Here is a 21383-nt window from a genome sequence, read left to right as displayed (position 1 = left end):
TATGAAGGATAAAATACAGGCTATACAGTCTGAAATTGAGGCATTTATTATTTCAGATGCCGCAGCATTAGAGCAATTTCGCATTCAGTTTGTGGGTCGCAAAGGCCGTTTAGCTGATTTGTTTGATGGTTTAAAAGATGTCGCTGCGGAGAGTCGGCGTGAGGTAGGCCAAGCTTTAAACAGTTTAAAAAATTTAGCTGAATCCAAGTTTACAGTTGCTCAAGAAGAATTTGCAGGAGTCGACCAATCGGTTCAAGTGCCTGATGATTTAACGCTTTCAGACCCTTTGATTCAAGGTTCTTTACACCCGTTAACATTAGTTCGTTCTCGTATTTTGGAGATTTTTTATCGGATGGGCTTTTCTGTTTCAGATGGACCCGAAATTGAAACCGATTTTTATAATTTTACCGCTTTAAATTTCCCTGAGAATCACCCAGCTCGTGAAATGCAGGATACGTTCTTCATCGAAAAGGGACAAGGCGAAATTCAAGATGATGTCTTATTGCGTACGCATACGTCGAATATTCAAATTCGACTAATGCAATACGCAAAGCCACCTTTTCGTTCGATTATGCCTGGACGTGTTTTTCGTAATGAGGCAATTTCAGCGCGAGCCCATTGTTTATTTCATCAAGTAGAAGGCTTGTATGTCGACAAGGATGTAAGTTTTAAAGATTTAAAAGATACGCTCTATCATTTTGCGAAAGAGATGTTTGGCAAGGATACGAAAGTTCGTTTTCGCCCATCTTATTTTCCGTTTACTGAGCCAAGTGCGGAGATGGATATTACATGTCTTTTATGCAAGGGAGATGGTTGCAATGTTTGTAAGCAAGCGGGATGGGTTGAAATTGCGGGTGCGGGTATGGTTGATCCCAATGTATTGGAAAATGTGGGTATTGATTCCAAGGAATATTCCGGTTTTGCTTTTGGTATGGGTATTGAACGTATTACTATGTTAAAATACCAAATCAAAGATTTACGTCTATTCACGGAAAATGATGTCCGTTTTTTACGTCAATTCAATTAACAAATTTTAAGGTCCGTGAGTGCGGAGTTTGACTTACTTTTGACATTATTTTAATTCTTATGCAGCAATTTAAACGCAATAATAACCTCGCAGGTTGGATTGTTTTTGCCATTTCCCTGATAACGTATACGTTGACTGTGGAGCCAACAGCCTCTTTTTGGGATTGTGGTGAATTCATAGCTTGTGCGTACAAGTTACAAGTTCCACATCCTCCTGGAGCGCCCTTATTCTTATTGCTCGGTCGAATGTTTTCATTCCTCGCATTAGGGGATGTCACCCGTGTGGCCTTTTGGATAAATATGATGTCAGTGGTTTCGAGTGCACTTACGATCTTGTTTATGCATTGGACGATTGTCATGATTGGACGTAAAGTAGTACGCAAATCATTTGCCGATTTAACGCAATCTGAGGGTATTATTCTATTGCTTTCAGGGATTGTTGGCTCATTAGTATACGCATTTTCAGATTCGTTTTGGTTCTCCGCTGTTGAGGCGGAAGTTTATGCGATGTCTTCATTTTTTACGGCGATTGTGGTTTGGGCAGCCTTTCGTTGGGAGTTGGTTGAAAACGAAGCAGAAGCCAATCGCTGGATTTTATTTATCGCGTATTTAGTTGGCCTTTCCATAGGTGTCCACCTACTGAACTTAGTTACTTTGCCAGCCTTGGCATTGTTGTGGTACTTTAAGAAAGAGGCTAAGCCAACGTATAAAGGTGGTTTTGTCGCGGTTTTAGTGGGATTATTTATACTTGGTGTGATTAATTCGGCCATTATTCCGGGCTTACCTTCGATTGCTTTTTGGTTCGAATTGCAGTTTGTCAATACCTTAGGAATGAGTTACGGCATGGGTGCCATTTTCTTTTTATTGGTGCTCCTAGCAGCTATCGTTTTTGGTATTCGTTATTCATACAAAGCAGGGAAAGAGGTATTAAATGTGGCCTTATTCTCATTGGTATTTCTTTTGATTGGGTATTCAACGTATACGGTAGCATTAGTACGGTCGGGCTACAACCCGCCGATCAATGAGAATGATCCAAGTAATATTTTGAACTTCTTGAAGTATTTGAAACGTGAACAATATGGATCACGTTCTTTGTTGTACGGTCCTGTTTATACGGCTCAGATAGAGGAGTTTAAGGAAGGGGAGGAAGTTTACAAGATGAAAGATGGTAAGTACGTGGTCTACACGCACAAGCCGGAGTATGTGTATCAGAAGGACCAACAAATGTTATTACCGCGTGTTTGGAGTAATTCCGGCCAACATGTTGCCTTGTATCAAGATATGCTGGGAATTCCGGCAGGTCAAAAACCAGGTTTTGGGGATAACTTACGATTTATGTTTAGCCATCAAATGGGGCATATGTACATGCGTTATTTGTTGTGGAATTTTGTTGGCCGTGAGAGTGATCAGCAAGATGCTTGGGCGATTAATGCTTTTGAAGATACGTCTAAATTGCCTGATGTGATGAAAAATAACAAGGCACGAAATAACTATTATTACTTGCCTTTAATTTTAGTCTTGCTTGGGTTTTATTTATTGTATCGGAAAAATGAGAAGGATTTCTTGGTTACGATTATGATGTTTGTTTTAACGGGTGTGGGTTTGGTTGTTTATTTGAATTCTCCGCCTGTTGAGCCTCGTGAGCGTGATTATATTTATGTGGGGTCGTTTTATTTTTTAGCGATTTGGGCAGGTTTAGGTGTGATGCAATTGGGAGAGTGGTTAGCGTTAATTGTAAAGAAACCACAGGTTCGTTGGGCTTTATTAACCGTTTTAAGTTTCTCAGCACCTATTATTTTAGCGCAGCAAAACTGGGACGATCATGATCGTAGTGGCCGTTACCATCAAATTGATTTCGCTAAAAACCTTTTGAATTCTTGTGCTCCCAATGCTATTTTATTTACAGGGGGTGATAATGATACATTCCCATTGTGGTATGTGCAGGAGGTGGAAGGTTTCCGTACGGATGTTCGGGTTTGTAATTTGTCTTTATTGGGGACGGACTGGTATATCGATCAGATGAAGCGTCAAACATATCAATCAAGTCCTTTGCCTATTTTATTGAAGAAGGATCAGTTTTTGGAGGGAGTTAACGATCAAATCATGTATTCCGAAAATCCGAATATTAAGGAGATGTCTTTGCCGGATTATTTAGATTTAGTGCACAAGGATGATCCACGTATTCAGGCGCAAACACAGAGTGGAGAATTAATCAATACATTCCCATCTGATTCACTTGTGATACCAGTGAATGCGATGAAAATAGCCCAATCAAATTGGTTTCCCAAGGAATTTTTGCCATTCTTATCGGATCGTTTGAGTTGGAAATTGCCTTCGAAAAATATCTTTAAAGGCGAATTAATTCAGTTGGAAATTATTTCAAATAATGCGTTAGCTGGCTGGACTAGACCAATCTATTTTGCTGCCACGTTACCGAATGACCAGTATGTAGGTTTAAAGGAAAGCATGCAATTAGAGGGTTATGCATATCGTTTGATGCCATTTAAAATTCAAGGTGCACAAGATGGTTTTGTGAATTCGAAAATCATGGCGGATAACATGTTAAATAAGATGTATTGGCGCGGATTGAATGATGAAAAGGTTTATTATCATGGTGATTTTTACATGGGAATACCAAGTGTGACGTTGCGTTTAGGTACGTACCGACTAGCGGATCAATTAGTGCGGGAAGGCAATATCCCTTTAGCTAAAAAGGTTTTGGATCATTTAGAGCGTGTTATGCCAAATAAAGTTATTCCATACGATCAATTTTCGGCGAGTATGGTTGGCTTATACCTTTCTATGGGTGAGCAAGCCAAGGCATTGAAAATGGCTAAAATTATGGTTGACCGCAATGATCAAGCATTAGATTATTATTTAGCTGGTGGGCTTCGTGCGCATGAGCGAGACATTCAAATTGCTCTATATGAAATGAATGTGATTGTTTCGTCGTTCAAGGAATCTAAAGTAGCTCCTGCTCAATACAAATCCTTGGAATCCAAATTCACGAAGCAGCTGGCGAGAGTGCAATAATAATTAGACGCTAGACTATAGACGTCAGACGCTAGAATTTAAAAAGCCCAAGCTAATTTGCTCGGGCTTTTTTAGTGTAATGACCGTCTAAGGTCCAGTGTCTAACGTCCAGCGTCCAGAGTCTATCGTCTAAGAAAACATATCTCTCACCTTGTGAAAAAATCCTTTCTCCGACTTCCCAGGTTGTGGGGCGAAGTTGGCCGAGTCACGCAGTTTTTCTAGTAGTTCGCGCTCTTCTTTATTAACTTCTTTAGGCGTCCAAATATTCACATGGACTAATTGGTCTCCTACGGAATAGCCATTTAGTTCTTTGATCCCTTTCCCTTTTAAGCGCAAGATTTTTCCACTTTGTGTTCCAGCTTCTAATGTGATTTTAGCTTTTCCGCCGATCGTAGGTACTTCGACTGAGGTTCCTAGGGCTGCATCAACAAAGCTTACATAAAGGTCAAAAATTACGTTGTTTCCATCGCGATGGAGCAATTCGTGGGATTCTTCTTCAATTACGATTAATAAATCTCCTGCTACACCACCACGCGGAGGAACATTTCCTTTGCCCGACATTGATAATTGCATGTCATTCGAAACACCTGCCGGGATTTTGATTGGGATGATTTCTTCTTCTAATACACGGCCTTCACCGAAACAAGCATTACATTTAGCACCTATGCTTTTGCCTTCGCCACTACACGTGGGGCAGGTAGATGAAGTGACCATTTGGCCCAACATTGTATTTTGAACGCGTTTTACTTGACCGGAACCTTGGCAGGTGCCACAGCTTTTTAAGTCGGTGCCGTTCTTAGATCCATTACCTGAGCAAGATTTACAAGCTACATGGCGTTTTACCTTGATTTTCTTTTCAACGCCGTTAGCTATCTCCTCCAGGTTTAATTTCAATTTAATGCGCAGGTCTGTTCCTTTCCGTTGGCGTCTACCACCTCCACGACCGCCATTGAAAAAGCTACCAAATGGGCTATCGTCGCCACCGCCACCGAAAATATCCCCAAATTGAGAGAATATATCTTCCATGTTCATGCCTTGGCCTCCGAATCCAGCACCACCTGCCGCTCCACCCATTCCTGCATGACCAAATCGGTCATATTGCGCTTTCTTTTGGGAATTACTTAATACTTCGTAGGCTTCTGCCGCTTCCTTGAATTTTTCTTCCGAAGCTTTGTCATCCGGATTTTTATCCGGGTGATATTTTACAGCTAGCTTACGATAAGCCTTTTTGATTTCATCCTCTGATGATGATTTGGATACGCCTAATACCTCGTAATAATCTCTTTTCTGCGCCATTTTAAATTAGTTACCAACCACCACTTTTGCGAAGCGAATGACTTTTTCGTTTAATGTATATCCTTTTTCAACTACCTCCATGACCTTCCCTTTGTCTTCGTCAGTTGGCGCAGGAAATTGTGTAATGCAATCATGCAATTCCGCATCAAAAACTTCGCCTTTGGCAGGTAATTCTTTCAGTCCTTTAGCTTGAAGTATCGCTGAAATTTTTGTAAAAATTAGTTGAATTCCCTCCGAGATTTCCCCTTCAGGCGCATTGGCGATTGCTCGCTCATAATCATCTATAACAGGAAGTAAATCTACGATTAGGCCAGCAGAAGCTGTTTGAATTAAATCTATTTTCTCTTTCGATGTCCTTTTTCTGAAATTCTCAAAATCTGAATATAAGCGTAAGTATTTCTCTTTCATTTCTGCCAATTCATCTGGCGCTTGTGTTTCCTCGGTCGGTGCTTGTTCAGCAGTCTCTTGTACGATTTCTTCGTCGATTGGCTTTTCAGTCTCTTTCTTTTTCATAAGGCAAAATTAATAGGCTTTTCCTTTAGTCAAATCATAGGCCAAAAACTATTTTCTGACAGTTTGGCATAAATTCAGTGAGCTTCGTAAATTTATGGCACATGAATTCGTCACCATCTCACGTTTCCCAAACCATTAAACGCCTAGCACACCAGCATGGTTTTCAATTTTGTGGGATTTCTAAAGCCGAATTTCTATCCGAAGAAGCTCCCCATTTGGAACGTTGGTTAAATCAACAAATGCACGGCGAGATGAGCTACATGGCGAATCATTTTGATAAACGCCTGGATCCGCGCAAACTAGTGGACGATTGTCAAACGGTCATTTCGCTTGCTTTTAATTACTTCCCAGATCCTTCCATTCAGGTTCTAGCCGACTCTTTTAATGTCTCCAAATATGCATTTGGCAAAGATTATCATCTTGTGATTAAAGATAAAATGAAGCTTTTGTGGGATGATCTTCAACGAGAACTAGGTGATTTTTCTGGTCGGATGTTTGTGGACTCAGCTCCTGTATTAGAAAAAGCGTGGGCTAAAAAGTCAGGTTTGGGGTGGATTGGAAAGAATGCCAACTTAATCATTCCGAAGCAGGGGAGTTTCTTTTTCTTAGCGGAGCTGTTGGTGGATTTAAAAGCGGAGCCCGATGGCCCCATCAAGGATTTTTGTGGGACATGTACACGCTGTATCGAGGCGTGCCCAACCGATGCGATTACACCTTATGTAGTCGATGGCTCTAAATGCATCAGTTATTTTACGATTGAGCTGAAGGATCAAATGCCAGCTGAGTTGCGGGCCAACTTCCATGATTGGATTTTTGGATGTGATATATGTCAAGATGTTTGTCCATGGAATCGTCATTCAAAACCACATACTGAAATAGCGTTTCAGCCTAACGAAAAGTTTTTAGATTTAACGAAGCAAGATTGGGAGGATTTATCTGAAGATCTATTTAAGGAACTATTTCAGTTCTCAGCGATTAGTCGAACTAAATTGAAAGGACTGCGTCGTAATATAGCTTATGCAAAAAAAATGGGTCACGAAAATCATGACCCATTTCGGCAAATTAAACCCTAAAGTGATTTTCTAATAATAAATTGTAATGCTAATTCATGGCTGCTTTTGTCATTATCTTGAATTAATTGAGCAGCCATTTCACCTAGTAAGCTTGGTTGGTTAGATAACACCGTAATGCCTCCAGCAACTATTTCTTTGAAATGACAATCGTTAAACGCGATTAAGCCTAGATTTTCACCAACACACAAACCGTTTGCCTCCCCGTATTTGATAGCCTTCACCAGGTCTTTGTCATCTAAAGTGAAATAAATTTCACCAGAACGGACATCCTCCGGATCTAGGCCATCCAATACTTGGAACTCCAAGCCATTCGTTTCGCAGAATTCACTGCAACCATTAATCAATCCAGCATCGAAATAATCCTCCTCTGAAACGACTAAATTGAACGAATGGTATTTATTAAACAGGTTTATTTGGTTTGAAAAGTGAAAGTTTATAGCCGTTTTAGGCTGTGAGGTAATGCTTGCATGCGCATTGGACATGCTATTGAAGTTTTGGTCTAAAAGAATCAAACGGTCTCCTGAAATCTTTCTCAAGCATTTGATGTTCTCTTCTTCTTCTTCAATTAAATGCGGCATGATGACGTAGTAGTGGTAGTTGCCCAACTGCTGTGCCATGATTTCCTGAAATTGGCGTGTCTTGTATTGGTAAGTATAAATATCCACCATGACGTTTTTGCCTAATGACTCGCAAAATGAATCAAAAATCTCTTTATTAGTGTTGGTGATTTTTCCCACCAAAAAAAGTACTTTGGTTTTGGTCTTAATAGACGAGTTAGAAATGAAGTATCCTTTCCGAAAGATCGACGTGATGACACCCATTTTATGTAATTCGGTGTAAGCACGTTCAACCGTATCGCGGGATAAATAGCATTCTTCGGAGGCTTCGTTGATGGACGGTAATCTTTCACCCGGTTTTAAATCTCCCATCTCAATATCTTGCAACAGCGAATTGATTAATTGCTGGTATTTCGGAAGCTTGTTATCCGAGTTTTTGGCAGAAAAGGATACGAATGTCTTGACCATGTTTGTGTATGCTATTCTTTTATGAATTACATAAACAAATGTAATCTACGTGTTCTTATTTGGATTGGACAAATCTTTCAAATTAGTGGACGATTCTTGCAATATGCCGTATTTGCAAGCTTTGTATACACTTTAACTCAAAGTTTTCCCTGAATATATACCTGTAGGTCGGCGTAACTTTTGCCTTTATTTTTCTAATTTACACATTCAATTTTCTAAGATGTTGCGGACTTTTATGTGTTTGATATGGCTACTGATTTCAACTTCCCTTCTCGGGCAAGTTGGCAATCGTTTTGAGCGTTTGACAACCTCCTCGGGTTTGTCTCAAAGTACGATATATAAGATCATTCAGGATAAGAAAGGGTTTCTTTGGTTTGCTACAGCCGACGGGTTAAATCGATATGATGGGCATAACTATAAAATATTTCGTAATGACCCGAGTGATCCTACGACCTTAAGTGGAAGTGATATTTTTTCCATATTGGAAGATGATGAGGGGAATTTGTGGGTGGGAACGCGGTCTTCTGGATTGAATCATTTGGATTTAAATACAGGTAAAATCATTCGATTTACGCGTGGGCCCAATGGGCAAGATATTAGCAATTTAAACATTCCATCATTTGTTAAATTAGGTAATCATCGGATTGGAGTGGCCGCACTTGGAGTAGGTTTTTTAGTTTTTAATACGCAAACTAAGAAATTGCTTACTGCAGAATCTGAAATCAACAATCCTTTGGTCAAAGATGTGGTTCGATTATTCAAACATAGCAATGGTTCGTTATGGTTTGGAACTAGAACAGGACAATTGATCTCTGTTCTCGGTAAGCATAGTTTTATGCCATTTTCTATTGGACAAAATCAAGTAAAATCTAGGATTCGGGTAATTTATGAAGCCAAAAACGGTGATATTTTAGTTGGCACTAACGGTGCTGGATTATTTCAATTCAATCCGACTAATCAAAAATTCCGATCAGTATTTTATCAAGCTTCAAATCCGTCAGCACGGCAAAATATCGTCACAAGTTTAACACGTGATGCCTTACAAAATCTTTGGATCGGCACTGATGATGGTGTTTATGTTCTTAATGGCGACGATTTCAAGCGTTTTAAGCACATTCCTTCCAATCCGGATCCAGAATTGGGAATAAGTTCTTTTTCCGTCATGAGCTTATTTACAGATTCGAATTTGAATACGTGGATAGGTACGTGGGAAGCAGGATTAAACATTAGTTTCTTTCAAAAGCCCAGATTTTCAGTTCTCCGTTATAAACCCAATACAATTCAAGGTTTATTAAGCAATAAAGTGACCGCTCTGGCGGCTTCAAATACCTCAGGTGTGTGGGTTGGAAGTAATTTTGGCCTATCTTATTTCGATTACAAAAAGCGAAAATTAGATCATATTATTTACAATGAGTCGGCAAATAAACTTAGTGCCACAGGTGATTTAGATGTGAATTTTTTGGAGGCTATGCCTTCTGGTGATGTTTGGATTGGTTTTTGGGGAAAAGGCCTGAATCATTTATCTGCTGATCGGAAATTAACCAATCATCCTTATTTGCCTGGGCGTCGGGAAGCAAATTTCAATTGCATAATGCCATTTGAAAATCAAATGTTGATGGGTACTGTTGGTCAAGGAGTCGTTTCTTTCAATCCACAAACGCAACGTTATGGAATTCCATTTTCGATCTTAGGTAGTAAAACATTTCAAAATCGGGCAATCATTGATTTGAATCTGATTAATGGAAATCAGCTTTGGATTGCGACTGTAGGATCTGGCCTCTATGTATATGATTTGAATAGTAAAAAATTGAATCATTTGGTAAAAACAGCTGACGCTAAAAGTTTGAGTTATAATCACGTAACAAAAACATATCAAGACAAACAAAAGCGTGTTTGGGTACTTACCAATGGCGGTGGAGTTAATTTATATCAGGCTGAAAAACAAAATTTTCGCGTCTTTACAGACAAGGATGGATTAGCGAGTAACACGGTTCGTGGTGTTGTGGAGGATGGCAAAGGGGATTTGTGGTTTGCAACGACTAATGGCATTTCAAAAATGGATGGGCAAACGCTTCGATTTATCAATTTTCAAGAAGCGGATGGTTTGCAGGGGAAGGAATTTATGGCCAAAGCTTTTGCCTCAAATAAGCAAAATTGGTTGTTTTTTGGTGGTGTTAATGGCCTAAATTACCTTAAGTCTGATAGTTTGCGGATGCGCTTGGATGTCCCCAATGTCTACGTGACTAGTTTTAAATTATTTAATCAGGTCGTTGAACCGAATCAAGAAGGGAGTCCATTGCAATTTGATATTAGTCGGACGAAGCAAATTACGCTCCAACCAGGCCAATCGGTTTTTAGCTTGGATTTTGTTGCCTTGGAATATCAGCGTCCCAAGAACAATCGATATGCGTACTATTTAGCCGGATTTGAAAAAGATTGGAATTATGTGGGAACAAGTCGATCCGCAACGTATACGAATCTTTCACCGGGAGATTATACGTTTAAAGTAAAGGCTTCTAACTCGGATGGGATTTGGTCTGAAATTCCAATGGAGTTGTTGATTACCGTTTTACCACCTTGGTATCGTACCTGGTGGGCGTATGCAGGCTATATGCTGATTTTGATCGCCGCAATCTATTTGTTTATTCGCGAGGTCAAAATTCGGGAGGCATTTAAGACTGATATTCGGATGAAGGAAATCGAGAAAGAGCGAATTCGCGAATTGGAGCAGGTTAAGACTCACTTTTTTACGAATATTTCCCATGAGTTACGAACACCATTGACGCTAATTATTAGTCCGATTGAAAAGTATTTTTTACAAAATTCAGCACTTTCCGGCATGCAAGAAAAGCGGATGTCCTCCGTTTATCAAAATGCGCAGAAATTACTTCGTTTAATTAATCAACTACTTGATTTGTCAAAAATTGAATCGGGTAAACAGCATCCCATCATCGCTAAACATGATTTGGTCGTACAGATGAATGGAATTATTCAGGGTTTTGAAAATTATGCACTGCAGAAACAAATCAAATTAACTTGGAAAGCCCCTGTGGCTTCTTTATACGTGTATTATGATGCAGATATCTTAGAAAAATGTGTTAGTAATTTGTTGTCCAATGCCTTCAAGCATACTCCGGAAGATGGGAAAATTGGCGTTTCCTTGGATCTTGACTGTGTGTTTGTAGACGGCGAGGCAGAAGTGCATCAGGTGTTTATTCGCATTTTAGATACAGGGAAAGGAATTTCAGCAGAGCATCTTCCGCATATCTTTGATCGTTTTTATCAAATCCCTGAGTCAGTATCGGTGGTCGGAACAGGCGTCGGTCTTTCTCTATGCAAGGAATTAGTGACGTTACATTTAGGGGAGATCGAAGTTAAAAGTACCTTGGGAGAGGGAAGTGTCTTTAGCTTTCGAATTCCAGTACGCAAAATAGATTTTGACCCTGCTTGGATTCAAGAAAAGTTAATGACCATCAAATCCCTTGAGCCAGTGGCTCCTGTAACGGATGTCATTGAAAAGGAAAAACAAATTTTGTTGATTGTAGATGATCATATGGAATTGCGTCAATTTGTGGCCGAAATTTTTCAATCTAAATTTCAGGTCATGGAAGCCTCAAGGGGTGAAGATGCCTTGGAGATGGCTTTAACTTATTTGCCAGATGTGGTGATTACAGACTGGATGATGCCGGGTATGAGTGGTGTAAATTTATGTCGGGCACTGCGTCAAAATCCGAAAACAAATCATATTCCACTCGTTTTATTGACCTCCAAAAGTTCCCAAGAAAGTCAGATTGAAGGTATGCAGTCCGGAGCTGATGACTTCGTGAGTAAACCTTTTAATGCGGACATCTTAGAAATACGTGTGAATAAATTGTTGGAGTCCAAAGAGCGAAATCGTAAAAATTGGCAAAAGCAGATGATCCAACAGGAATTGAGTGAAGGGAAATTGCCTACCTTTGAGGATGCTTTCTTAGTGAAGGCAACGCAGTTGATTATTGCGAATTTGAGTAATGCCGACTTTGACGTAGAGGACCTTGAAAAAGGGCTAGATATGAGTAAAATGCAGTTATATCGGAAATTAAAGATGTTGACATCACTAGCTGCAAATGAATTTATTCGGACTATTCGATTGCAACAAGCAAAAGTTTTAGTCGAAAATTCAACGTTTAACATTGCCGAAATTGCGTATCAAGTGGGCTTTAATGACCCGGCTTATTTCGCCAGAGCATTTAAAAAACAATATGGCAAATCGCCAAAATCATTCATCAAACCAACTCATGAAGAAAATTAGTCTTTTCATTCTCGTGCTTTGTTCCTCTTGGGGATTTTTAGCGCACAAGACCTTGCAGCAAGTTTCTATTTATCAATTACCTGATGGGCTAGCGTCTTATTTTTATGCGAATCAGGAATACATTGTCCAACAATCCATTCGTCCGGATGTGCGTCGGAAAGACGATAAATCAGAAGATCCCAAGCATTATTTGGATATGGATGCGGAGTTGTTCGGTGCTAATTATAAAACTGATATTCCACATGATTTCAATGCAGCGGTAAAAAAGTATACGCTAGATAGTTTACGTAAAGAAGGATTGGTGCCTTGGGAGGTTACCCGTGTTTATGGCCGCTTAGTGCATGCATTCAAGCATGAAATGCGGGATTCAGTCTTATTTTATGCGGCTGATTTAGGTCATTATGTTGCGGATGCACACGTTCCTTTGCACACCACAAAAAATCACGATGGCCAGTTGACCGGTCAAAAAGGGATGCATGTGTTATGGGAAAGTTTGGTTCCAGAAGATCAATTGCAGACGTACAATTTGAGTCAAGTAGAGGGAGCTCAATATATTGCCAAGCCGCAGGATTTTATTTTCCAGATTTTGTTAGAGTCACATGCCATGTTGCCTACGATGTTTAGCGCTGAAAAAGAAGTTCGCTCAGCATTAGGTGAAGATGGGTCCTTTGAAATGGTGGAGAAATACGGTCGGAAGCAGCGTTACTATACCAAAGCTTTTATTCAGGCCTTTGGAGCCAAATTAGGGGTATCGGTTCAAAAACGTATGTTATTGGCTTCTTCACGTGTCGCATCCTTTTGGTTTTCGGCTTGGAAAGATGCGGGTTCTCCTGCCTGGGTAAACCAAGATGCGGCGGTGAATGCTCGCTTAGCAGAGGAGCGTGTTGTTTGGAAGAAGAATGCACTCATTTCAAGTGGTGCGCTTATTTCAGTAAAAGCGAAGTAAAATGGTTAAGGTTTTATTACTCTCAGATACGCATAGTTATTTGGATCCGCGCTTGGATGAACATCTGAAGGCATGTGATCAAATTTGGCACGCAGGAGATTGGGGTTCGGTGGAGTTGGCTGATAAATTAGCTACCTATGGAAAGCCTATTGCGGGCGTTTATGGAAATATAGATGACCGAACCATTCGAAATATGTATCCCAAAATTCGGCGCTTTCGTTGTGAAGATGTGACGGTCGCCATGACGCATATCGCAGGAGCCCCCTCCAATTATAAACCAGATGCACTAGAGGCATTTTCGAAAGGATTACCCATGATTTTTGTATGTGGACATTCGCATATCTTGCAAATTAAGCGGGATGCCAAACGCAATAACATGCTGTTTTTGAATCCGGGGGCAGCGGGCCAACATGGTTTTCATCCGGAGCAAACGGCGTTGCGATTTAAGATAGACGGAGCTAGGATTTATGACATGGAGGTCATCCAAATGCCACGCATTAAAGTAAAATTGACACCCGAAGAGGCAAAGTTGATTCCTTAGTTGGCCACCTCAAAGGATTGCACATGCTCAAATACGCTTCCTTTTTGGAATGATTTTAAGATCCAACCGCCACCGATTACATCATTTCCTTCGTAAAAAACGGCCGCTTGGCCTGGTGCAATGCCACTGACTTCCGCATGAAAGTCAACTTTGATTTTAGCACCGTGTTGGTAAATGACCGCTTCCGTTCCTGCGTCTTTGTATCGAACTTTTGTAACTGTTTCTATGCCTTCAGCTGGAATTTCAGGGTATTTCTGAAGATTAAGCTGGCCTACCCACATGCCGGTCCGATTTAAATCAGCAATCTCACCAATCACAACTTCATTGGTCTCTTTGCGAATTTCAATCACATAAGCTGGGAATCCAAATGCTTTTCCTAAACCTTTCCGTTGGCCCACCGTATAAAAAGGATAGCCCTCATGTGTGCCAATGACCTTGCCTGAAGTATCCACAAAATTTCCGCCGGCTACTTCGGCTTCTAATTCAGGAAGACGACGCTTCAAAAACCCGCGGTAATCATTATCGGGCACAAAGCAGATCTCGTAGCTTTCAGATTTATTAACCAAATCCACAAAGCCACGCTCGGTAGCCATCTCACGGATGTGCGCTTTAGTCAATCCGCCCAAAGGTAAAATGGTGCGCGCGAGACTGGATTGCGAAACGCCCCAAAGCACGTAACTCTGGTCTTTTAAAGCATCTACACCTTTTGAAATGATGTGTCGGCCATTTTCCTCACGTATCTGTGCATAGTGTCCGGTCGCGATAAATTCACAACCTAATTGATCCGCACGCCGAAGTAGTGCGTCCCATTTTATGTGCGTATTACACATGACACATGGATTCGGGGTACGTCCGTCCACGTATTCTTGCGTGAAGTAATCGATGACCGAATCACCAAATTCTTCACGTATATCCAATATATAATGTGGGAAACCGAGCGAGACTGCTATATGGCGCGCGTCATTAATGGAATCTAGGGAACAGCAGCCTGTTTCCTTTTTATCTCCACCTGAACTGGCATAATCCCAGGTTTTCATGGTCATTCCTATGACCTCATATCCTTGTTCGTGTAATAAAACAGCTGCGACTGAGCTGTCGATGCCGCCGCTCATGGCGACTAAAACGCGTCCTTTTGATTCCATATTTCCTTACAGGTTCAAAGCCTGCTGTAAATTTCCCGCAAGTTAGGATTTATTTCGCCAAATGGCCAATTATCTTGGTATTTACCCATTGAAAACGTACTTTTGTGCTCGTTTATTTCCTTGACAAACATGTTAAAAACCCAGGTTAAAGTTTCATCGATTGCTAATTTGTCTGACGCACGGTATTGTGCAGGAATGGGCGTTGAGTGGTTAGGGTTTCCTTTGCAGGAGATAACGTTAGAGCGATTCACTGAAATTCGCAATTGGTTAGCAGGCGTTCAAATCGTAGGGGAATTTACAAAGGTGACCGCTGAACAGATTCGTGAAATTGTCGCAACCTATCAACCGGATGTGATTGAGATTGATTCGAGCGTGTCGTTGGTGGCCATTCAGTCGATTGACATACCCAAGATACTTCGTGTTAATATTGACACAGATAATTTACCAGCTATTTTTGCGGCATCTGCTCCTTATGTAAGCCATTTTTTACTAGTAGGTGATTCGCTTGGTTCGTTGACTGGCATGGAAGCATCTATTGAAATTTGGGCTGCGCAATATCCGATTATATTAGGTTTAGACATTCCTGAAGATGATTTAGATGAATGGGTAGAACAAAGTTCGATTCAGGGAATTGGTTTAGTAGCTGGTGAGGAGGATCGTCCAGGCTTCCGTGATTTCACGGATTTAATGACTATCTTAGAAAAATTAGAAACGGAATAATCTATGCTTGAGCAGATAAAGCAATTTTTTTCACGTGTTAACGCATTGATTGTCCAAGCTTGCATGAAGCTTGTACATGTATTGTTGGCGGGAATTAAAAAGGTAATCGGTGCCAAATTGTATGGGAAGGCTGAGGGGGTGGGTCAACAGGCGTCTGACTTCTACCAGGAAAAGCGAAATTCAATTCAAGCTTATTACGATGCTCGTGTAGATAAAAACTCACCTTATTATAAGCCCATCGTTCGTATGTGGCGTATTACAGGGAAGACATTTTTATATGGGATGGTTTATTTGTTTATCATTGAGACCAATATCTTTTGGTTGACAGGGCAAATGCCAAGTGTAGATGATCTTCAAAATCCAAAATTGTCGCAAGCTTCCGAGATTTATTCAGCGGATGGCGTGCTTTTAGGCAAGTTTTTTGCAGAAAACAGAACACCGATTCGGGATTATAATTTGATTTCTCCTTATTTGGTACAAGCTTTAGTGGCTACGGAAGATGCGCGTTTCTATGAGCATACGGGTATTGATTTTCAAGCATGGGCGGGTGTTGCCATTGGAATAGCTAAAGGTGGCGATCGTGGGGGTGGGAGTACGATTTCTCAACAACTAGCTAAGAATTTATTCAAAACGCGAACTAAAAAGAGTTTCACAAAAACAGGTTTGTTGGGCTATATCCCTGGTTTAAATAAATTGATCTATAAGACCAAAGAATGGGTTACCGCTATCAAATTAGAGCGTTTTTATACGAAAGATGAAATCATTCTTTGGTATTTAAATACGGTAGATTATGGGAATAATGCGTACGGGATTAAGGTAGCAGCTAATACCTATTTTAATACCTCGGCGGATAGTTTGAATATTCAAGAAGCCGCTATTTTGATTGGCCTTCAAAAGGCAACAACGACCTATAATCCAAAGCGTTACGATGGCAAGCCATTAGCAGAAAATAAGGCTTGGAAGCGCAGAAATGTCGTTTTGGCACAGATGGTTAAATCGGGTTATTTGAAAAAAGCGGCATATGATTCATTAGCTATATTACCTATTGTTCTCCATGAAAATGAGGAATCTCCCTATGATGGAACGGGTAATTATTTCAAGGTTGCCGTTGCAAAATACATTCAAGAATGGGCGAAGGCCAATGAAATGGAGATTGATTTGTATCGGGATGGTTTGAAAATCACGACGACGATTGACTCCCGTTTGCAAATTCATGCGGAAGAGGCGGTCGAAGAGGGCATGCGTTCAACGCAAAAATCGTTTGATAATCATTGGATTGGGCAAAATCCATGGGTGGATGAGTCAGGGAAGGAGATTCCAGGGTTTATTGATTCGGTGGCGAAACGGACAGAATATTATAAGGCATTAGTCAAGCGATATCCGAATAATTCAGATTCAGTGCTGTACCAAATGAAAAACGTGAAGCGTAAAATGTGGGTTTATTCGCGTAATACCTTGGGTGAGGAGCAGCAAACGATGAGTGCTTACGATTCCATTCAATACTATAAACGCTTTTTGCAAGCGGGTATGATGACCCTCGATCCATATACGGGCCATATTAAAGCTTGGGTAGGTGGACTTGATTTTAAATATTTTAAATATGATCACGTAAAGCAAAGTAAGCGTCAAGCAGGGTCAACTTTTAAGCCTTTTGTGTACACGGCTGCGATAGACGGACCTCGTGATTTATCACCTTGTTTTGCTGTGGAAGACGCGCCTTATTCGTTGGAAATCGAGGAAAAGGGCGAGAAGAAAATTTGGAGTCCACACAATGCAGATGGCACGTTTTCCTATAGTTTGATGCCATTGAAGCGCGCCTTGGCGAAGTCGGTGAATACCGTCACTGCCCGACTCACCAATGACATTGTGGGTCCGGATACGGTGGTCTATTATGCCCAAAAAATGGGTATAAAGAGTCCATTGAAGCCTGTCGCGTCGATTGGTTTAGGATCATTTGATGTGTCTTTATTTGAAATGATTGGGGCATATTCTGCTTTTGTGAATGAGGGAATTCACGTGGAGCCGATGCTCGTCACGGAGATTAAAGATCAAAATGGAAAGGTTATTTCAACATTTGAATCAACGGCTACTCGGGTAATTCGTAAAGAATCTGCTCAATTAGTTCGTTCCATGCTAGAAGGAGTAATCCATGAAGGAGGAACGGCCAGTTCGTTGCTTTGGGGCGATGGAGCAGCTTTATTGCCCGAAGGAAATAATCGCTACGCACACAATTTTGCAGGTAAAACGGGTACCACCTCGAATCATTCGGATGGTTGGTTTATCGGTATGACTCAAAATTTAATTTCAGGTGTCTGGGTCGGCGGAGATGATCGATCGATACACTTCCGTTCCGGTGCACTGGGTGAGGGATCAAAAACTGCCATGCCTATCTATAAACGGTTTATGTTGAAGGTGGTCAAAGATCCTGCTTTAGCGATGTATAAACCTACGCCATTTGATCGATTGGATAAGCGTGTTGTCAAGAAAGATTTTGATTGCGGCAATGGTGTAAGTACGTTGCCAGATTCACTTCAAGTGTCAGATGCGGAGTTAGATTCATTAAATGCCTTAATGGAAAATCCGACAGAACCAACCGATTCAAGTAGTCAGAGTCCTAATTAGTATGCATAAAGAACAAATAGAAGCGTATTTTCGCGATTTGCAAGATCGTATTTGCAATGGAATCGCTCAGGCGGATGGTACGGGAATTTTCAAAGAGGATAGTTGGCTGCGACCGGAAGGCGGCGGAGGTAGAACGCGGCTTATTGAAGGAGGTTCAATTTTAGAAAAGGCGGGCGTTAATTTTTCCGCGGTTTCAGGCCCGTTGCATCCTAAAATGGTTACCAGCTTAAACGTGACGGAAGAAGTTGAATTCTTCGCTACGGGTGTTTCCATTGTGATGCACCCATTCAATGCTTGGGTTCCCATTATTCACATGAATGTGCGTTATTTTGAACTTAGCAATGGTCAAAATTGGTTCGGCGGAGGAATCGATTTAACCCCCCATATTATTATTCCGGAACAGGCGAAGTGGTTTCACCAACAAGTCAAAGCGGCATGTGATGGGTTTGGAGAAGATGTTTATGCGCGTTACAAAACGTGGGCGGATGATTATTTTTATAATACGCACCGAAATGAAACCCGTGGAATCGGCGGAATTTTCTTTGATTACTTAAAAGAAGATAAAGCAAAAACGTTTGACTTTGTGAAGTCGGTGGGTGAAACGTTTGTTCCCATTTACAGTCATTTAATGAAAGTAAATGCGAGTAAATCTGTGAGCCAACAAGAACGTGATTTTCAATTGTTACGCCGAGGACGTTATGTGGAGTTTAACTTAGTGCATGATCGGGGTACCAAATTCGGTTTGGAGACGAATGGCCGGACGGAATCGATATTAATGAGTTTGCCGCCATTGGCATCGTGGGAATATATGCATGATGTGAGTGGGTATCCGGAGGGTCAGCAAACCTTAGATTTGCTTAAAAAGGGAATTGATTGGGTGTAAAAAAAGGTGAGCATTTCGTGCTCACCTTTTTTGTTTTATTGGGCTGCTTCCCACACAACCTCAAGACTTTTTGGAGTCATTAAAAGGATTCGGGTAGGAGCGGGTAATAACACTAAACGGGTTGCGGCTACCGGATCTTCGATCCATTCAACTTCAACGCCTTCTTTTTTGCCTATTTCAATTTCACCATCGGCAGTTTCTACAAATTTCTTTGCTAAGTACGCCGTAGGTAATAATACATCAGATTCTGGGCAATGTTTGATATGTACTTTCTCTAGGATTTCCTCGAGTTCGTCTCCATATTTTTCATTAAAATCATCTTCCAAATCGTGTAGTAATTCTTCGACGTCATCATAGGTTTCGTCAGAATAACTCAATTTGCTTAATTTCAAGCGTTGTTCTAAAATGGCAATCATCGCCTCGTCAATCGTATTCATTCAATTTAATGTTTAAAATGATGCCGTAAATTTAGGCAAAAGGATTTGTTCTTTTGGTATGTGGATTGGAATAAATATGCCCATTTTGAATCGATAGCCCACAATCAAAATTATTCGTATAAAGTTTCCCTGTTCCTAAACCTTGCGGGAGTGGATTTCGGTATTCGCCTGTGAATTGCGCGACTGCCTGCAGCCCAATATTAGATTCCAATGCGGAGGTAATCCACCAGTGGGTACCTACTGTCTCGGCCGCCTGAATCCAGGTATTACTGGCTCCAAAACCACCTACTAAACTTGGTTTTAAAATTATATAGGGTGCTTGTATAGATTCTAATAGGGCCTGAGGATCTTTAGCCTGAATTAATTCTTCATCTAGGGCAATCGGTAAAATGTTTAATGCGCATAATTCGCGCATCGCTTTCCATTGCCCTGCTTGAATCGGTTGTTCGATGGAATGAATGTCCAAATGGGCGAGTCTTTCCAGTTTTGATGGGGCATCCTGTGGCGAAAAGGCGCCGTTGGCATCTACGCGAATCGTTAATTCTTTAGCTGAGAAATGAGTTCTGATCTCTGAAATAATCTCCATTTCTTGTTCAAAATCAATCGCGCCGATTTTTAATTTAAGACACGAATAACCCTCTGCAAGTTTCTCAGCGATTTGTTGGCGCATAAACTCGGGACTACCCATCCAAATCAACCCATTGATCGGTAGACTCGATACACCTCGTGAAAATGAATTATCAAAGTATACACCATCTTTTGAATGAAAATAATCTAGTAAGGCCATCTCGAGTGCCGCCCGAAAGGAGGGCTGTTCAAATGGTATGGTTTGCACCAGGCCGTCTATATCTTCAGGATTTTCTGGCAGGTGTTTGATTGTCGCGATGGCTTTTTGAAAAGCAGGTAAGCAATCCTCTTCAAATTCGGGACTTAATCCACGCAAGGGTCCGGCTTCACCTAGGCCAAATTTCCCATCTTGTTCAATTTGTATGAAATAGCTCGTTTTTTGTGTCAGTACCCCACGCGATGTACCTGCTTCGAAATGGAATTGTAAGGGATGGCTGAGCAATTGAATCATGTTGCAATTTATTATTTTTGTGGCATTTTTGCCCCTCCCTAGATTATTTATTAGCTTTAGGCCGATTATGAAAAAGTGGGTATATCGATTATTGGCAGGAATTTTTGGCGCAATTACGCGCTTCCGAAATACATGGTATGATCAAGGTATTCTTTCATCTATCCATTTTACAAAGCCATTTACGCTGGTCGTAGGGAATCTGGCCGTAGGCGGTACGGGTAAAAGTCCTTTGGTTAATTACTTAATTTCTCATTGGAAGTTTTCGGGTACGTTCGGGATTCTGAGTAGGGGATATGGCCGTAAAACGACGGGTTTTCATTGGGTTAATGCTGATTCAACCGCTTCAGAGGTTGGTGATGAACCCTTAGCCTATAAGCGACAATTTGCAGATTTACCTGTTGCAGTGTGTGAGAATCGCCTGAAAGGCATCGAACAAATGAACGATTTGGATGCTATTATTTTAGATGATGCATTTCAACACCGGGCCTTAACGGCTGATTTGAATCTAGTATGTACCACTTTTTCAAAGCCATTTTTTGCGGATTCACTTATGCCTTTGGGTAGCTTGCGTGAATCACTTGATGGGCTCAATCGTGCTCATGCCATTATTGTCAACCGTTGTCCAGAAATAGTAACCGCGGAACAAAAAGAGCCATTCCTTCGATTTGGTTTACCCGTGTTTTTTACGCGCGTTGTCTATGGGGTGCCGCTTGGAAACAGTGCCAAAAACATCTCAAAATGGCATATTTTCGCTGGG

At 41.0% G+C, this 21383-nt stretch carries 16 protein-coding genes; 10 read left to right on the top strand and 6 right to left on the bottom strand.

Annotated features, from left to right (window positions below; translation table 11 throughout):
* Position 1: 1 nt before the first annotated feature.
* Together pheS and AC1W6K_RS04860 are read left to right on the top strand one after the other, a co-directional pair.
* The gene (pheS, locus tag AC1W6K_RS04865) at positions 2–1027 is read left to right on the top strand and encodes a phenylalanine--tRNA ligase subunit alpha (RefSeq protein WP_481946654.1); all 1026 of its coding nucleotides are present in this window, start codon (positions 2–4) and stop codon (positions 1025–1027) included.
* Positions 1028–1086: 59 nt separating this feature from the next.
* Positions 1087–4059 (top strand): glycosyltransferase family 117 protein, encoded by a 2973-nt coding sequence (locus AC1W6K_RS04860; protein WP_481946653.1) that lies wholly within the window; start codon positions 1087–1089, stop codon positions 4057–4059.
* A gap of 129 nt (positions 4060–4188) precedes the next feature.
* Here the strand turns inward: AC1W6K_RS04860 and dnaJ are convergent, their stop codons facing one another.
* Positions 4189–5355, bottom strand: coding sequence for a molecular chaperone DnaJ (gene dnaJ / locus AC1W6K_RS04855; protein WP_481946652.1), 1167 nt, complete (start codon positions 5353–5355; stop codon positions 4189–4191).
* A gap of 6 nt (positions 5356–5361) precedes the next feature.
* The gene (locus AC1W6K_RS04850) at positions 5362–5868 is read right to left on the bottom strand and encodes a nucleotide exchange factor GrpE (protein ID WP_481719624.1); all 507 of its coding nucleotides are present in this window, start codon (positions 5866–5868) and stop codon (positions 5362–5364) included.
* 101 nt (positions 5869–5969) lie between these two features.
* Here AC1W6K_RS04850 and queG point away from each other — a divergent pair, with 101 nt between their 5' ends.
* Positions 5970–6941 carry a tRNA epoxyqueuosine(34) reductase QueG gene (gene queG / locus AC1W6K_RS04845; RefSeq protein ID WP_481946651.1) on the top strand — a complete coding sequence of 324 codons (972 nt, stop codon included), beginning with the start codon at positions 5970–5972 and terminating at the stop codon, positions 6939–6941.
* On the opposite strand, the gene AC1W6K_RS04840 is transcribed toward queG, so the two are convergent.
* Positions 6938–7966 (bottom strand): GntR family transcriptional regulator, encoded by a 1029-nt coding sequence (locus AC1W6K_RS04840; protein ID WP_481946650.1) that lies wholly within the window; start codon positions 7964–7966, stop codon positions 6938–6940. The two genes, queG and AC1W6K_RS04840, sit on opposite strands and share 4 nt — an antisense overlap.
* Before the next feature lie 220 nt (positions 7967–8186).
* Here AC1W6K_RS04840 and AC1W6K_RS04835 point away from each other — a divergent pair, with 220 nt between their 5' ends.
* Genes AC1W6K_RS04835 through AC1W6K_RS04825 form a run of 3 tightly spaced genes read left to right on the top strand, consistent with a single transcriptional unit; the run spans position 8187 to position 13744 of the window.
* Positions 8187–12257 (top strand): hybrid sensor histidine kinase/response regulator transcription factor, encoded by a 4071-nt coding sequence (locus tag AC1W6K_RS04835; RefSeq protein ID WP_481946649.1) that lies wholly within the window; start codon positions 8187–8189, stop codon positions 12255–12257.
* The gene (locus tag AC1W6K_RS04830) at positions 12244–13203 is read left to right on the top strand and encodes a zinc dependent phospholipase C family protein (protein ID WP_481721920.1); all 960 of its coding nucleotides are present in this window, start codon (positions 12244–12246) and stop codon (positions 13201–13203) included. Before AC1W6K_RS04835 ends, AC1W6K_RS04830 begins: the two co-directional genes overlap by 14 nt.
* Before the next feature lies 1 nt (position 13204).
* The gene (locus tag AC1W6K_RS04825) at positions 13205–13744 is read left to right on the top strand and encodes a metallophosphoesterase family protein (RefSeq protein WP_481946648.1); all 540 of its coding nucleotides are present in this window, start codon (positions 13205–13207) and stop codon (positions 13742–13744) included.
* On the opposite strand, the gene mnmA is transcribed toward AC1W6K_RS04825, so the two are convergent.
* The gene (gene mnmA, locus AC1W6K_RS04820; protein WP_481946647.1) at positions 13741–14886 is read right to left on the bottom strand and encodes a tRNA 2-thiouridine(34) synthase MnmA; all 1146 of its coding nucleotides are present in this window, start codon (positions 14884–14886) and stop codon (positions 13741–13743) included. The two genes, AC1W6K_RS04825 and mnmA, sit on opposite strands and share 4 nt — an antisense overlap.
* A 129-nt stretch (positions 14887–15015) precedes the next feature.
* On the opposite strand from mnmA, the gene AC1W6K_RS04815 reads away from it, so the two are divergent.
* Genes AC1W6K_RS04815 through hemF form a run of 3 tightly spaced genes read left to right on the top strand, consistent with a single transcriptional unit; the run spans position 15016 to position 19111 of the window.
* Complete coding sequence (locus AC1W6K_RS04815) at positions 15016–15606, top strand: beta/alpha barrel domain-containing protein (protein WP_481721926.1); 591 nt, start codon at positions 15016–15018, stop codon at positions 15604–15606.
* Between the two features lie 3 nt (positions 15607–15609).
* The gene (locus tag AC1W6K_RS04810; protein WP_481946646.1) at positions 15610–18228 is read left to right on the top strand and encodes a transglycosylase domain-containing protein; all 2619 of its coding nucleotides are present in this window, start codon (positions 15610–15612) and stop codon (positions 18226–18228) included.
* A 1-nt stretch (position 18229) separates the two neighbouring features.
* Positions 18230–19111, top strand: a complete 882-nt coding sequence (hemF, locus tag AC1W6K_RS04805) for an oxygen-dependent coproporphyrinogen oxidase (RefSeq protein ID WP_481946645.1) — start codon at positions 18230–18232, stop codon at positions 19109–19111.
* 35 nt (positions 19112–19146) lie between these two features.
* Here hemF and AC1W6K_RS04800 read toward each other — a convergent pair whose 3' ends face one another.
* Together AC1W6K_RS04800 and AC1W6K_RS04795 are read right to left on the bottom strand one after the other, a co-directional pair.
* Entirely contained in the window at positions 19147–19548 is a 402-nt protein-coding gene (locus AC1W6K_RS04800; RefSeq protein ID WP_481946644.1) for a hypothetical protein, read from the bottom strand.
* 31 nt (positions 19549–19579) lie between these two features.
* Positions 19580–20626: an o-succinylbenzoate synthase gene (locus AC1W6K_RS04795; protein ID WP_481946643.1), complete on the bottom strand. Its 1047-nt coding sequence runs from the start codon at positions 20624–20626 to the stop codon at positions 19580–19582.
* 67 nt (positions 20627–20693) lie between these two features.
* Here AC1W6K_RS04795 and lpxK point away from each other — a divergent pair.
* Positions 20694–21383, top strand: a 690-nt coding sequence (lpxK, locus tag AC1W6K_RS04790; RefSeq protein ID WP_481946642.1) for a tetraacyldisaccharide 4'-kinase, incomplete at its 3' end; no start/stop codon positions are given.

Source organism: Aquirufa sp. (assembly GCF_964796385.1).
This window is presented reverse-complemented; position numbering and strand designations above follow the sequence as displayed.

What these genes read in the sequence shown, in the direction of transcription:
- dnaJ (WP_481946652.1), bottom strand. Translation starts at nt 5,355, where the DNA reads ATGGCGCAGAAAAGAGATTATTACGAGGTATTAGGCGTATCCAAATCA.
- AC1W6K_RS04810 (WP_481946646.1), top strand. Translation starts at nt 15,610, where the DNA reads ATGCTTGAGCAGATAAAGCAATTTTTTTCACGTGTTAACGCATTGATT.
- AC1W6K_RS04840 (WP_481946650.1), bottom strand. Translation starts at nt 7,966, where the DNA reads ATGGTCAAGACATTCGTATCCTTTTCTGCCAAAAACTCGGATAACAAG.
- AC1W6K_RS04860 (WP_481946653.1), top strand. Translation starts at nt 1,087, where the DNA reads ATGCAGCAATTTAAACGCAATAATAACCTCGCAGGTTGGATTGTTTTT.
- AC1W6K_RS04835 (WP_481946649.1), top strand. Translation starts at nt 8,187, where the DNA reads ATGTTGCGGACTTTTATGTGTTTGATATGGCTACTGATTTCAACTTCC.
- AC1W6K_RS04815 (WP_481721926.1), top strand. Translation starts at nt 15,016, where the DNA reads ATGTTAAAAACCCAGGTTAAAGTTTCATCGATTGCTAATTTGTCTGAC.
- pheS (WP_481946654.1), top strand. Translation starts at nt 2, where the DNA reads ATGAAGGATAAAATACAGGCTATACAGTCTGAAATTGAGGCATTTATT.
- AC1W6K_RS04830 (WP_481721920.1), top strand. Translation starts at nt 12,244, where the DNA reads ATGAAGAAAATTAGTCTTTTCATTCTCGTGCTTTGTTCCTCTTGGGGA.
- mnmA (WP_481946647.1), bottom strand. Translation starts at nt 14,886, where the DNA reads ATGGAATCAAAAGGACGCGTTTTAGTCGCCATGAGCGGCGGCATCGAC.
- queG (WP_481946651.1), top strand. Translation starts at nt 5,970, where the DNA reads ATGAATTCGTCACCATCTCACGTTTCCCAAACCATTAAACGCCTAGCA.
- AC1W6K_RS04825 (WP_481946648.1), top strand. Translation starts at nt 13,205, where the DNA reads ATGGTTAAGGTTTTATTACTCTCAGATACGCATAGTTATTTGGATCCG.
- AC1W6K_RS04795 (WP_481946643.1), bottom strand. Translation starts at nt 20,626, where the DNA reads ATGATTCAATTGCTCAGCCATCCCTTACAATTCCATTTCGAAGCAGGT.
- AC1W6K_RS04800 (WP_481946644.1), bottom strand. Translation starts at nt 19,548, where the DNA reads ATGAATACGATTGACGAGGCGATGATTGCCATTTTAGAACAACGCTTG.
- hemF (WP_481946645.1), top strand. Translation starts at nt 18,230, where the DNA reads ATGCATAAAGAACAAATAGAAGCGTATTTTCGCGATTTGCAAGATCGT.
- AC1W6K_RS04850 (WP_481719624.1), bottom strand. Translation starts at nt 5,868, where the DNA reads ATGAAAAAGAAAGAGACTGAAAAGCCAATCGACGAAGAAATCGTACAA.